Genomic DNA, 13,645 nt, shown 5'->3' with positions numbered 1-13,645 from the left:
CGTTTATCTGTGTTGATGCGGCGTTTATCCGACGTTTATCCGACGTTTATCGGGTCGCGAGCGCCTTGCCCAGCGAATCGAGCTGCGCCAGCATCCATTGCTGGAAATTCACGCCTGCAGGCTGCGTCTCGGTCACGCTGACCGTCGGCAGTTTCGACTGCTTCGCGAGGGCCAGCATGCGGCGCGTGAGGGCTTCGGTCGCCTGGCTGTTATAGATCAGCACGCGTACGCGATGCTCGCGCAGATCGCGTTCGAAGGCCGCGATATCCGATGCGCTCGCCTCGGTGTCGTTCATCGCCGCCAACTGGAAGCGCAGGTTGCGCATGTCGAGGCCAATCGCATCCGACATATAGCCGAACACCGGTTCCGTCGCCGTCACCGGCTGGCCCTTGAACTGCGCGCGCAGCGCCGCGACCTTCGCGTCGATCGGCTTGAGCGAGCCAAGAAACGTCGCAAGGTTGGCATCGTACACGCTCTTGTGCGCGGGGTCTGCGGCGTCGAGCGCTGCGCCCACGGCGCGCGCCACGGCGGGCATGGTCTGCGGGTCGTACCAGAGGTGCGGATTGTCGCCGGGCTTTTTGCCGACGAGGTCCGCCGCGACGATCACCGTGCGCTGGCTGCTTTGCGCGGCGGTCGCGCCCAGCAGTCTGGTCATCCACGGGTCGTAGTCCGCGCCGTTGTACACCACCACGCGGGCGTGCTGGAGCGCGCGCGCGGTCTTCGGGCTGGCTTCGAAGAGATGCGGGTCCTGGTCGGGATTGCTCAGGATGCTCGTCACGTTCACGTAGTTGCCGCCGATCTGCTTGACCACGTCGCCGTAGAAGTTCTCGGCCGCGACGACCGTAATCGCGGTGTCCGCGGCGTGCGCCGCTGCCGGGCCGAATAGAGCACCAAGCAGCGCGCTCGCGGCGAGTGCCGCTGCCATGGCCGAACGGACGCGGGCCGTGAGCGAAACGCCTCCGGCGAGGCGGGCGCGCGCGCGCTGCGTCGCGCGGGTGAATGCGAACATGGTTCTATCCTTGACGAGAGCGAGGCCAGAGAACGGTTCCGACAATAGCCGGGTAGGGCCGGATCCTGCGAGAAGGCAAAAATCCGTGAAGACGCGATGATATAACGTAACGTGAAGCAAGGCGAGCGACGTCGGCAGGCTGACGGTTACGCCATATTGAAACAACGCTGAATGGTTCCGACAGCGGGCGCGCGAACTGCGCGCTGCGACCAGTTGTACGGCCGACTTGCGCGCCGCACCATCGAAATCCACTGCGATGGCGTTTGTCCGCCTTGACATGTGCGCGTGCGTATCCGATCATTCGACCACCAAGAGAGCAAATGCTCATGCGGTGAGCGAGTGTTCAGGCTGAGAGCCTGAGATTCAAGCCAGGCTCACCAGCATGAAAGACATTGGAGACAAACCTGTGGCACATTCCGCGTACCCGGCGGCAGGACGTTTGCAGGACAAGGTGGCCGTGCTGACCGGCGCGGCAAGCGGCATCGGCGAGGCGGTCGCGCGCCGCTATCTGGCCGAGGGCGCGCGCTGCGTGCTCGTCGACGTGAAGCCGCCCGACGCCATCGCGCCCGCGCTCAAAGACGCGTTCCCCGACCGTGTGCTCGTGCTCAGTGCGGACGTCACGCGCCGCGAGGACATCGATCGCATCGTCCACGATGCGGTTGGCCATTTCGGCCGCATCGACATACTCTTCAACAACGCGGCGCTGTTCGACATGCGCCCGCTGCTCGACGAATCCTGGGAAATCTACGATCGGCTCTTCTCGGTCAACGTGAAGGGCATGTTCTTCCTGATGCAGGCCGTCGCGCGCCGCATGGTGGAGCAGGGCCACGGCGGCAAGATCATCAATATGTCCTCGCAGGCCGGACGGCGCGGCGAGGCGCTTGTTTCGCACTACTGTGCAACCAAGGCAGCGGTGCTCAGCTATACGCAGTCGGCGGCGCTGGCGCTCGCGCCGCACAAGATCAATGTGAACGGCATCGCGCCGGGCGTGGTGGATACGCCGATGTGGGAGCAGGTGGACGCGCTGTTCGCGCGCTACGAGCATCGGCCGCTGGGCGAGAAGAAGCGGCTTGTCGGCGAGGAGGTGCCGCTCGGACGCATGGGCTTGCCGGAAGATCTCACGGGCGCGGCGCTCTTTCTCGCCTCGAACGACGCCGATTACATCACCGCGCAGACGCTTAACGTGGACGGCGGCAACTGGATGAGTTGAATCCGCGCTTTCAACGCGCACAGTACCTCAGGTGGCATCACAGGCAGCACGACATAACGCAACGAACAAAGGAGACAACGCCATGAAACCCGCTTTCCAGACCGTGCTGCGCACACTCAGCGCGGGCGCGCTGATCGCCGCGGCCGGTGCCGCGCACGCGCAGACCGTCACTGTCGCGATGTTGAACAACCCGGACATGATCGAGTTGAAGAAGCTCTCGCCGGCCTTCGAGAAAGCGAATCCGGGCATCAAGCTGAACTGGGTGATACTCGAAGAAAACGTGCTGCGCCAGCGCGCCACCACCGACATCACGACCAACAGCGGCCAGTTCGACGTGATGATGATCGGCACCTATGAAGCGCCGCAGTGGGGCAAGCGCGGCTGGCTCGCGCCCATGACGGGCCTGCCCGCCGATTACGATCTCAACGATGTGGTGAAGACGGCGCGCGATGGTCTCTCGTACAACGGCACGCTCTACGCGCTGCCGTTCTACGTCGAAAGCTCGATGACGTACTACCGCAAGGACCTGTTCGCGGCCAAGGGCCTGAAGATGCCCGACCAGCCGACCTATGACCAGATCCGCGATTTCGCCGACAAGCTCACCGACAAATCGGCGGGCACCTACGGCATCTGTCTGCGCGGCAAGGCGGGCTGGGGCGAGAACATGGCCTACGTGACGACGGTGGTGAACACCTTCGGCGGACGCTGGTTCGACGAGAAGTGGCACGCGCAACTGACCACGCCTGAGTGGAAGAAGGCGGTGAACTTCTATGTCGACATGCTGAAGAAGGACGGCCCGCCGGGAGCCAGCTCGAACGGCTTCAACGAGAACCTCACGCTGATGTCCTCGGGCAAATGCGCGATGTGGATCGACGCCACGGTGGCGGCCGGCATTCTCTACAACAAGTCGCAGTCCCAGGTGGCGGACAAGATCGGCTTCGCCGCCGCGCCGACGGCCGTGACGCCGAACGGCGCGCACTGGCTGTGGTCGTGGGCGCTGGCGGTGCCGAAGTCGTCGAAGTCGCAGGACGCAGCGAAGAAGTTCATCGAATGGGCCACCTCGAAGCAGTACATCGAAATGGTCGCGAAGGATGAAGGCTGGGCCTCGGTGCCCTCGGGCACGCGCGTGTCGACCTATCAGCGTCCCGAGTACAAGCAGGCCGCGCCGTTCTCGGACTTCGTGCTCAAGGCGATCCAGACCGCCGATCCGAATCATCCGACCGCGAAGCCGGTGCCTTACACGGGTGTGCAGTTCGTCGGGATTCCTGAATTCCAGTCGTTCGGCACGGTGGTGGGTCAGAGCATTGCCGGTGCGGTGGCAGGCCAGATGAGCGTCGATCAGGCGCTGACGGCGGGTAACGCCGCCGCCGACCGCGCTGTCGCTCAAGCCGGGTATCAGAAATAAGCAAAAGTAAGTAAGCCTTGAAGCCGGTCCCGCACGCGCCCAGCCCGGCGCGTGTGGTCCAGGCGAAGCAGCAAGCAGGATAAGAAGGCGCCGTGCCCCCGCGCGGCGCGCAACAGAGAAGGGTGGTCCTCATGCGTCATCTCCATCTCCCCATGCCTCTATTCAATAAAGCCCGAGCGCCCAAGCCCAACACGCAGCAAGTGCAAACGCGCCGCTCGGCGTCGCGCTGGCTGGTCTCGCCGTCGGTTGCCGTCCTGCTGCTGTGGATGACGATTCCGCTCGCGATGACGATCTGGTATTCGTTCACGCGCTATAACCTGCTGAACCCCGATCTCAAGGGTTTCGCGGGCCTCGACAACTACAGGTTTCTCGCCACCGATCCCTCGTTCGTGCCGTCGATCGTACACACCATCGTGCTGATCGTGTCCGTGCTGGCGATCACCGTGATCGGCGGCGTGCTGATGGCGGTGCTGTTCGACCGCAAGTTCGTTGGCATGGGCGTGGCGCGCCTCTTTGCGATCGCGCCGTTCTTCGTGATGCCCACCGTCAGCGCGCTGATCTGGAAGAACATGATCCTGCATCCGGTGTACGGCCTCGTTGCGATCGCGATGCGCTCGCTGGGCATGACGCCGATCGACTGGTTCGCCGAATATCCGCTGTTCGCGGTCATCCTGATCGTGGCGTGGCAATGGCTGCCGTTCGCGTTCCTGATTCTCTTCACGGCGATTCAATCGCTCGACCAGGAGCAGAAGGAAGCCGCGAAGATCGATGGCGCGGGCGCGATCTCGCTGTTCTTCTACATCACGCTGCCGCATTTGCGCCGCGCGATTGCCGTCGTGGTGATGATGGAATCGATTTTCCTGCTGTCGATCTTCGCCGAAATCTATACGACCACGGGCGGCGGTCCTGGCAACGCCACCACCAATCTCACTTACCTGATCTACTCGATGGGCCTGCAACAATTCGACGTGGGCATCGCATCGGCGGGCGGCATTCTGGCTGTCGTGCTGGCGAACATCGTGTCGTTCTTCCTCGTGCGCATGCTCGCGCGCAACCTCAAAGGGGAGTACGAAAAATGAGTCAAGTTACCGCTACACAGGTGCCGCAGTCGCCGCACGCGGTCAACCGCTCGTCGCCGCTGCAGTTCATCGGTCGCGTGGCGCCGGGGTTGCTCGCATGGGCCATCGCCATCGCCTTGTTCTTCCCGATCTTCTGGATGACGATCACGGCGTTCAAGACCGAGCAGCAGGCCTACATCCCGACGATCTTCTTCATGCCGACGCTCGACAGCTTCCGCGAGGTGTTCGCGCGCAGCAACTACTTCGCGTTCGCGTGGAATTCGGTGCTGATTTCGGCGGGCGTGACGCTCGTGTGCCTGATTCTCGCCGTGCCGGCCGCGTACGCGATGGCGTTCTTTCCGAACCATCGCACGCAGAAGATCCTGCTGTGGATGCTGTCCACCAAGATGATGCCGTCGGTGGGCGTGCTGGTGCCGATCTATCTGCTGTGGAAAAATACCGGCCTGCTGGATTCGGTGAGCGGGCTGATCATCGTCTACACGCTGATCAATCTGCCCATTGCAGTATGGATGACCTACACCTACTTCAACGAGATTCCCCGCGACATTCTGGAAGCCGGGCGTATGGACGGCGCGGCCACCTGGCAGGAAATCGTCTATCTGCTCATGCCGATGGCGGTGCCGGGTCTCGCGTCCACCGCGCTTCTGCTGATCATTCTTTCGTGGAACGAAGCATTCTGGAGCATCAATCTGTCGAGTTCGAGCGCTGCACCGCTGACGGTGTTCATCGCCTCGTATTCGAGTCCTGAGGGGCTGTTCTGGGCCAAGCTGTCCGCCGCATCGCTGCTGGCCGTCGCGCCTGTGCTGATCGTCGGCTGGCTCTCGCAGAAGCAACTGGTGCGCGGCCTGACTTTCGGAGCGGTCAAGTAATGACGAATGCCGCAATTCAGGCGTTGATCTGCGACTGCGACGGCGTGCTGATCGACAGCGAAGCGGTGGCGGCTGCCGTGCTGGTGCGCGAACTGGAAGCGCGCTGGCCCGGTGCGACGGTCGCGCCGGTGCTGATGCCGCTGCTGGGCCAGCGCATCGAGCGCGTGCTCGGCGGTACCAGCGAAGCGCTCGGGCGCAGCCTCGCCGCTGCCGATGTCGATGCGATCCGCGCCGTGGCGGAGCGTGAAGCCGCCGAAGCGCCGTTGTTTCCGGGCGTAGTGGAGGCGCTCGATGCGATCGCGTTGCCCAAGGCCTGCGCAAGCAACAGTTATACAGCGGTGGTGCGCCGCGTGCTGGAACGCACGGGCCTCGCGCGGTTCTTCGGCGAGCGCATTTATTGCGCCGATATCGTCGCGAAGCCCAAGCCCGCGCCCGATGTCTATCTGGCCGCGGCGCACGGTATCGGTGTCGTGCCGCAGGCCTGCATCGTGGTCGAAGACAGCGTGACGGGCGTGAGCGCGGCGCGCGCGGCGGGCATGACGGTGCTGGGTTTTATCGGCGGTGCGCACGTGGGCGGCGAAGCGCACGCGCTCGAACTGCGCGAAGTGGGCGCGCAAGCCATCTTCGATGATATGCGCATGCTGCCAGCACTGGTGGCGGACTGGATGCGGAAGACCGAAGCGCGCGCGCTGTGACGCGCGGCGCAGCATAGAACTGGATTTGCTGAAAACGCGGTGTATCGCCAGGGCTTTAAGCCGGCGCTCACCGCAACGCGATGCAACGAATTGGAGACACACATCATGGCAAGCGTGATCCTTAGAAATGTCCACAAGCGCTACGACGAAACCGAAGTCCTGCGCGATGTGAACCTCGATATCGGCGATGGCGAATTCGTCGTGTTCGTCGGCCCCAGCGGCTGCGGCAAGACCACGCTGATGCGGATGATCGCGGGTCTGGAGGACATCAGCGGCGGCGATCTGATGATCGACGGCACGCGCATGAACGACGTGCCGCCGGCCAAGCGCGGCATCGCGATGGTGTTTCAGTCCTATGCGCTCTATCCGCATATGACGCTGTATGACAACATGGCGTTCGGCCTGAAGCTCGCGGGCGCGAAGAAGCCCGAGATCGACGCCGCCGTGAAGAACGCGGCGAAGATCCTGCACATCGACCATCTGCTCGATCGCAAGCCCAAACAGCTTTCGGGCGGCCAGCGTCAGCGCGTGGCGATCGGGCGCGCCATCACGCGCAAGCCCAAGGTGTTCCTGTTCGACGAACCGCTCTCGAACCTGGACGCCGCGCTGCGCGTGAAGATGCGGCTGGAATTCGCGCGCCTGCACGACGAACTCAAGACCACCATGATCTACGTGACGCACGATCAGGTGGAAGCGATGACGCTGGCGGACAAGATCGTGGTGCTCTCGGCGGGCAATATCGAACAGGTCGGCAGTCCGAACCGTCTTTATCATGCGCCGGCGAACCGCTTTGTCGCGGGCTTTATCGGCTCGCCCAAGATGAACTTCCTCGACGGCCAGATCCAGCAGCTCGATAGCGACGGCATCGTCGTGCGTTATGCGACCGGCGAAACGCAGAAGGTGTCGGTGGAACCGCGCGGCGCACGCGAGGGCGACAAGGTGACGGTGGGCATTCGCCCGGAGCATCTGCACGTCAACGCGGGCGACTATGGCGTGAGCGCGAAGGCGATGACGGTCGAGTCGCTTGGCGATGCCGCCTATCTGTACGCCGAATCGACGGTCGCGCCGGACGGGCTGATCGCGCGGATCCCGCCGCTGGAAAGGCACGAACGCGGCGAGTCGATGAAGCTCGGCGCGACGCCCGATCATTGCCATCTGTTCGACGCGCAGGGGCTCGCGTTCGAGCGGCGCTTCGCGCAGGAAATGGCGGCATGAAAATCTGGAGTTGTCGTTAGTCGTTGTCTGAGCTTGCCTTGGCTCATCGAGGGACGCCCGCTTTCGAGCGGGCTTTTTTGCGCGCGAGTGCGCACACCGGGTGGCGCGGAAACGGCAGCGGGCGCTATGATCCTGCGTCCAGGTCCCAACAGCATGCCATCATGATTCGCAAGATCGCGTCGATCGCGAGTGCGCTGGTCACCACGCTATCTGCCTTGCCCGCCCAGGCCGCCGATGTGCCCGCAAGCGTCGTGCAGCAGGTGGAATCGCGCCTCGACAATCAGCATGAACTGCAGCCGCCGATCATCGACGCGAGCCCTGTCATGCCCGGCGCATGGGTGTATTTCACCGATAACACGGCGAAGCGCCCAGGTCTCACCGAAGGCAACCGGCCCTACACACTGGACGCGCATCTGATCTACGAGGACGCGGATCACGTCTGGCACGATCAGCTATTCGACCGCTATCAGGAAGACGGCGGCATTCCAAAAATCGCTTCCGTGTTCTTCGCGCATGCGGATCAGACACCGCGCAGCAAAAGCCTCGTCGTGCTGGTGCAGACGCCGCAGCAGCACTACGATTTCGGCGGCAATTTCTACGACGGCTATGTGTACAAGCTGACGGGTTCGACACCGCAGGGCGCGGTGTTCGTCGGCTTGCAGAGCGACGCGAGCGCGCCGTTTATCGGCCAGTGCCAGTGCGGCTTTCGCGACGGCCATACAGAGCACGCGCGCTATCCGAACGCCGATGCGATCCGCAAGGCGCTGGCGATCACGTATCCCCTGAACTAGAACGCCTCAGGCCGCTTCGCCCAGCGCCGCGCGCGCGCAGGCCTCGTCGGTCACGAGGCCCGACAGCCAGCCGCCCTTGAGCGCCGCGATCAGCGCTTCGCGCTTGCGCACGCCGCCTGCGAAGCCGATGGTCGGGCGCTTCGGCGGCGAATCCAGATGCAGGCTCGTCACGCGACGGCCCGTGGGCGAATCCACGCGTCTGCCATTGGCGTCGATCGGCAGCCCCAGCATTTCGGCAATCGCGCCCAGTCGCATCAACTCGTGCACTTCGTCCGTGGTCAGGAAGCCGTCCTCGTGCAGCGGACAATGCTCGCCGATATTGCCGATGCCCACGAATGCCACATCGGCCTCGCTGGAAAGCGATTCGACGATGCGATAGAGCCGGTGATTGCACCACTGCGCGCGCTCGGCCTCGTTATCGGCGATCAGCGGCGCGGGCAGCAGGAAGTGCTTGCCGCCGGTTTTCTCGGAGATATGCAGCGCCACGTCGTAACGGTTCGACGAACCGTCCTGCGCGATCGCGCCGACCATCGATACGAGCCGGTGCTGCGGCCGCTCGATCTGCGCGATCTGATCGACGGCGGCCTTGAGCGTGCGCCCGCTGCTCACCGCCACGACCATCGGCCGCTCCTCGTTCAGATAGCGCTCCATTACCTGCGCGCCCGCCACGGCGAGCTTGCGGTCGATCGCGTCCTGGGTGTCGCCGTCGACCGGCACCACCTCGCACATCGCCAGGCCATAGCGCTTCGAGAGCCGGTCCGCGAGTGCAAGACAGTCGGCCAGTTGATGATCGACGCGCACGCGGATCAGATTCTTCTCGACCGCGAAGGCGACCAGGCGCTGTGCGACCGGCCGCGAGACCTGGAGCTTTTCGGCGATCTCGTTCTGGGTGTTGCCGGCCACGTAGTAGAGCCACGCGGCGCGGGTGGCGAGATCGAGTTTTTCGGTGGACTTGGGCACGGTGAGATCGGTTGAAAGCGGCTGGAAGCGGTGGCGCGAGCGTGGTTGGATTGCGTGCGGAGTTTACGCGAAACAGGAAGCGCCTACGCCAGCCTTTCGCGCGCCGGGTCGAACAGCGGCCGCACATGACGGTAGAGCGCGCGGTAGGACTCCAGCCGTTCGCGCAACGCCGCGTGGCGCGCGGCGTCGGGCGTGTATTCGGCGGTGACGGTCGCCTTGGCGAGCACCGTGTCGCAGTTGCCGCCCGCCGCGAGCCAGCCAAGACGTGCCGCGCCCAGCGCCGCGCCGGTTTCGCCGCCGCCGTGCTGGCGCGTGGGCGTGTCGAAGGCATCGGCTACCAACTGGGCCCAGTAGGCGCTGCGCGCGCCGCCGCCCAGCATCGAGAGCGCCCCGACTTCCGTACCCGCGGCGCGCAATGCGTCGAGACCATCGGTGAGCGCGAGCGTCACGCCTTCGAGCACGGCATAGCCGAGCAGCGCGCGATCGGTCGCGTGCGTCATGCCGAAGAACACGCCCTGCGCGTACGGATCGTTGTGCGGCGTGCGCTCGCCCGAGAGATACGGCAGGAAGAGGGGCGCGTGCGGCAGCGTGCGCGCGTCGAGCTTTTCGACTTCGGCGAGCAGGGTGGGCTCGTCGGTGCCGGTGAGCTTGCAGACCCAGCGCAGGCAACTGGCCGCGGAGAGCACCACGCTCATCTGATGCCAGCGATCGGGAATCGCGTGACAGAAGGCATGGACGGCCGACGCCGGATTCGGCGCGAACCGATCGCCGATCACGCACAGCACGCCCGAGGTGCCGAGCGACACGAAGCCGTCGCCAGGCTGCACCGCGCCAATGCCGATCGCGCTGGTGGCGTTGTCGCCGCCGCCCGCCGCCACCACCACGTCCTCGCGCAGGCCGAATTCGCGCGCCAAGCCCGGCAGCAAGGTGCCCGACGGCGCACTGCCTTCGGCGAGCGCGGGCATCTGCGCGCGCGTCATGTTGCATGCGTCGAGCAGCGCGTCCGACCAGTCGCGTTTGGCCACGTCGAGCCAGAGCGTGCCCGCCGCATCGGACGGATCGGAGACCTTGCCGCCCGTGAGCTTCAGGCGCAGCCAGTCCTTGGGCAGCAGCACGCAGGCAGTCTTGCGGAACAGTTCGGGTTCGTGACGCGCGACCCACAGCAGTTTGGGCGCGGTGAAACCGGGCATGGCCAGATTGCCCGCCACGCGATGCAGTTGCGGCGCGCGCGCGGTCAGCTCGGCGCATTCGTCCACGGCGCGCATGTCGTTCCAGAGGATCGCGGGACGCAGTACGGTGTCCTCTTTGTCGAGCAGCACCGCGCCGTGCATCTGCCCGGAAAGACCGATGCCGCGCACTTCGGCGAATTCGTGGGGATGCTTCGCGCGCAGCGCGGCGAGCGCCTGGCGCGTGCCGTCCCACCAGTCGGCGGGATTCTGCTCGGCCCAGCGCGGATGGGGTCGCGAGACCGTAAACGGCGAGCCCGCCGTGCCGATCACGCGGCCGTCGGGCGCGAGCAGCAGAACTTTCACTTCGGAGGTGCCGAGGTCGATGCCGAGATACATGGGCGCGCGCACAGTTCGTGTAGGTGGAGGCGCTACTTTAGCCGCGCGGACAGGACGACGCCATGCGCGCCGACCCGAGGGCGCGGCGCGCGTCCGGTTGCGATAGTAATGAAGGCGCCGTCAAACGCTGCAGCCGCGTTGGGCAAGCCAGGCATCGACGCGCGCGAGCGCATCGCGCAGCGCGGCGACAAGCGGCGCGCTGCCCGCGAGGCTGCCCCACAGCAGCTTGTCGGCGGCGAAGGCTTCGAGCGGATCTTTCGATTCGAACATCTTCGCCACGGACGGGCCGTCCATCACGCCGTCCTGATACTGCCAGGGCAGCGTGCCCGCGTTCCAGCGCTGCAAGAAGCGCAGGAACAGCGCGGGCAGCAGCGCCGTCGCGGCGGGCGTCGCGCCGGCGGCGATACGCTGTGCGATGGTCGGCGCGATAAAGCCGGGGATCTTCGAGAATCCATCAGCGGCCACGCGCTGATTGGTGTCCTGGATATACGGATTGCTGAAGCGTTCGAGCACCACGTCGCGATACTTCGCGAGATCGAACGGGCTGGGCGTGAGGCAGGGGATCACGTCCTCGGTGACGTAGGCGCGCGCGAAAGCCTGGATATCGGCGTCGACCGTGCCTTCGTGGATGAAGTCGAGGCCCACCAGCGTGCCCGCCCACGCGATGCAGCTATGCGTGGCGTTGAGGATGCGGATCTTCGCCTCCTCGTAAGGCATCACCGATTCGACCATTTTCGCGCCCGCGCGCTCCCAGGCGGGGCGGCCCGCGCAGAAGTGATCCTCTATCACCCACTGGATAAACGCTTCGCCCATCACGGGGCAGGCATCGTCGACGCCGGTGGCGGCCTTCACGCGCTCGCGCACGTCGGGCGTGGGGCGCGGCGTGATGCGGTCGACCATCGAATCGGGGCAGGCCGTGTTGGCGTCGAACCACTCGCGCAGCGCCAGCGCGCCTCGCAGGCCGAGGAATTCGCGCATGCCCGCATGAAAGCGCTTGCCGTTGCTGCGCAGGTTGTCGCAGGTTTGCAGCGTGACGGGTGCGCCGCCGCGCGCCATGCGCGCTTCCAGGATCGCCGCGAGCGCGCCGTAGATGGTGGCGCGCGCACCGTTCAGATCGGCGGCCAGATCGGGGTTCGCGGTGTCGAGGTGGTCGTGCTCGTCGAGGTAGTAGCCGCCTTCGGTCACCGTGAAGGCGATGATCTTGCAGGCCGGATCGGCGCCCGCTTCGATGAGACTGTCCAGCTTCGCCGACCACGGCAAAACGCGCGTGATCGAGTGAATCTGCTCGTAATGGCGCTCGCCCTGCGGCGTGACGGTTTCGAGCGTATAGACGCCTCGTTGCGCGGCGAGGGCGTCCATCACGGGATTCATATCGGCGCGAATATTGCCCACGGTTAGCGACCACGCGGGTTCGCCGGCCTCTCGCGTGAGGTTGACGCGGTGCAGATACCACGCCTGATGCGCCCGGTGGAACGACCCGGCGCCGATGTGCAGGATCACGTTCGCGTCGCTGCGTGCGCTGTCCATAAATGTCTCCTGATTTTTCGCCTTGAGTTGGCCTTTTTGCAGCCCCTTGGCGACGCGCGCGTGGGGCGTGCGCCAGTGGGCGGCCGTCGGCTCTCGGTGTGAGCATTTGCTCTATTGATGAACGAATGATCGTATTCACTCGCGCGAAAGTCAAGACGGCAGCAACGCGATTTCGCTGATGCAGTGCGAAGAAGTGGAGTTAAAAGGGCGCGACCGCGCGCGCCGGGGAATGGCGGGGCGCGGTTGTTGTGGCGCACAAAAGGCGCGCGAGAAGGAGGTGAGGAAGGCGCAGCGACGGATGCGCCGCGCTGAGATATCAGCTCGTCGAGCCTGCAATTGCGGCGACCGCCGCCACCGCCTGCGCCGTCACATCAACCGCGCAGCAATCGACCACGATGCGCTCGGGCATCGCACGCAGCCAGGTCAACTGGCGCTTGCAAAGCTGACGCGTGGCGAATACGCCTTTATCGCGCATGGTTGCGTAGTCGATTTCGCCGTCCAGATACTCCCACGCCTGGCGATAGCCCACGCAGCGCATCGACGGCATCTCTGCGTTCAGATCGCCGCGCGCGCGCAGCGCCTTCACTTCGTCGAGCAGACCGTTCGCGAGCATCGCGTCGAAGCGCTGCTCAATGCGCTTGTGCAGCACGCCGCGATCCGACGGTTCGAGGGCGATCGGCACGAAGCGGTAGCGCGCCGCGTCGTCGTCCGTGGCGGCCTGGCGCGGCGCGGCCAGCAGTGTCGACATCGGCTGGCCGGTCAGCAGATAGATTTCCAGCGCGCGCTGGATGCGCTGCGAGTCGTTGGGCGCGAGACGCGCGGCGGTGGGCGCATCGACTTCGGCCAGACGCGCGTGCAGCGCGGGCCAGCCGTCGCGGGCCGCGTCGGCGTCGAGCTGCGCACGCACGGCGGCGTCGGCGGTCGGCAGATCGTTGAGGCCTTGCGTGAGTGCCTTGTAGTAAAGCATCGTGCCGCCTACCAGCAGGGGCACGTTGCCGCGCGCGACGATCTCGCCCGTCACGCGCAGGGCGTCGGCGCGGAAGCTGGCGGCGGAGTAGGCGTCGGCGGGATCGACGATGTCGATCAGATGATGCACGGCCGCCGCGCGCTCCTGCGCGTCGGGCTTGGCCGTGCCAATGTCCATGCCGCGATAGACCAGCGCCGAATCGACGCTGACGATCTCGACCTCGCGGCCGCGCGCCTTCGATTGCGCGGCGAATTCCAGCGCGGATGCCGTTTTGCCCGAAGCGGTCGGGCCCAGCAGGCACGCGACCGGCAATCCGTGATTCGACTTCTCAGCCATGCTCATTGACGTCTCGT

General features: G+C 65.2%; 12 protein-coding genes. 7 read left to right on the top strand and 5 right to left on the bottom strand.

Translation table 11 applies throughout. From position 1 onward, the window contains the following. Window positions 1-46: 46 nt before the first annotated feature. Window positions 47-925, bottom strand: a complete 879-nt coding sequence (locus F4827_RS02355) for a metal ABC transporter solute-binding protein (protein ID WP_260174927.1) — start codon at window positions 923-925, stop codon at window positions 47-49. A gap of 490 nt (window positions 926-1,415) precedes the next feature. Here F4827_RS02355 and F4827_RS02350 point away from each other — a divergent pair, with 490 nt between their 5' ends. From F4827_RS02350 to F4827_RS02320, 7 genes are all read left to right on the top strand, one after another. Then, a complete protein-coding gene (locus F4827_RS02350) occupies window positions 1,416-2,219 on the top strand; it encodes an L-iditol 2-dehydrogenase (protein ID WP_311671910.1) in 804 nt (267 codons plus the stop codon). Between the two features lie 82 nt (window positions 2,220-2,301). Then, on the top strand, window positions 2,302-3,624 hold the full coding sequence (locus tag F4827_RS02345; protein WP_183720131.1) for a sugar ABC transporter substrate-binding protein: 1,323 nt from the start codon (window positions 2,302-2,304) through the stop codon (window positions 3,622-3,624). Window positions 3,625-3,755: 131 nt separating this feature from the next. Beyond that, entirely contained in the window at window positions 3,756-4,703 is a 948-nt protein-coding gene (locus F4827_RS02340; protein ID WP_183720134.1) for a carbohydrate ABC transporter permease, read from the top strand. Continuing rightward, window positions 4,700-5,572: a carbohydrate ABC transporter permease gene (locus tag F4827_RS02335; protein WP_183720137.1), complete on the top strand. Its 873-nt coding sequence runs from the start codon at window positions 4,700-4,702 to the stop codon at window positions 5,570-5,572. The genes F4827_RS02340 and F4827_RS02335 overlap by 4 nt, the downstream gene beginning before the upstream one ends. Next, on the top strand, window positions 5,572-6,267 hold the full coding sequence (locus F4827_RS02330; RefSeq protein WP_183720140.1) for an HAD family phosphatase: 696 nt from the start codon (window positions 5,572-5,574) through the stop codon (window positions 6,265-6,267). Before F4827_RS02335 ends, F4827_RS02330 begins: the two co-directional genes overlap by 1 nt. Before the next feature lie 105 nt (window positions 6,268-6,372). Further along, entirely contained in the window at window positions 6,373-7,482 is a 1,110-nt protein-coding gene (locus F4827_RS02325) for an ABC transporter ATP-binding protein (RefSeq protein ID WP_183720143.1), read from the top strand. Between the two features lie 161 nt (window positions 7,483-7,643). Further along, window positions 7,644-8,273, top strand: a complete 630-nt coding sequence (locus tag F4827_RS02320) for a hypothetical protein (RefSeq protein WP_183720145.1) — start codon at window positions 7,644-7,646, stop codon at window positions 8,271-8,273. Between the two features lie 6 nt (window positions 8,274-8,279). On the opposite strand, the gene F4827_RS02315 is transcribed toward F4827_RS02320, so the two are convergent. From F4827_RS02315 to miaA, 4 genes are all read right to left on the bottom strand, one after another. Further along, the gene (locus F4827_RS02315; RefSeq protein WP_183720148.1) at window positions 8,280-9,233 is read right to left on the bottom strand and encodes a sugar-binding transcriptional regulator; all 954 of its coding nucleotides are present in this window, start codon (window positions 9,231-9,233) and stop codon (window positions 8,280-8,282) included. Window positions 9,234-9,316: 83 nt separating this feature from the next. Continuing rightward, on the bottom strand, window positions 9,317-10,798 hold the full coding sequence (gene xylB / locus F4827_RS02310; RefSeq protein ID WP_183720151.1) for a xylulokinase: 1,482 nt from the start codon (window positions 10,796-10,798) through the stop codon (window positions 9,317-9,319). A gap of 120 nt (window positions 10,799-10,918) precedes the next feature. Beyond that, entirely contained in the window at window positions 10,919-12,325 is a 1,407-nt protein-coding gene (dalD, locus tag F4827_RS02305) for a D-arabinitol 4-dehydrogenase (RefSeq protein ID WP_183720154.1), read from the bottom strand. A 316-nt stretch (window positions 12,326-12,641) separates the two neighbouring features. Beyond that, a complete protein-coding gene (gene miaA, locus F4827_RS02300) occupies window positions 12,642-13,628 on the bottom strand; it encodes a tRNA (adenosine(37)-N6)-dimethylallyltransferase MiaA (protein WP_409258753.1) in 987 nt (328 codons plus the stop codon). Between the last annotated feature and the right edge of the window lie 17 nt (window positions 13,629-13,645).

Source organism: Paraburkholderia bannensis (assembly GCF_014200455.1).
Taxonomy (GTDB): domain Bacteria; phylum Pseudomonadota; class Gammaproteobacteria; order Burkholderiales; family Burkholderiaceae; genus Paraburkholderia; species Paraburkholderia bannensis_A.
The sequence above is the reverse complement of the archived record's forward strand: the minus strand, read 5'-3'. Positions and strand labels throughout refer to the sequence as shown.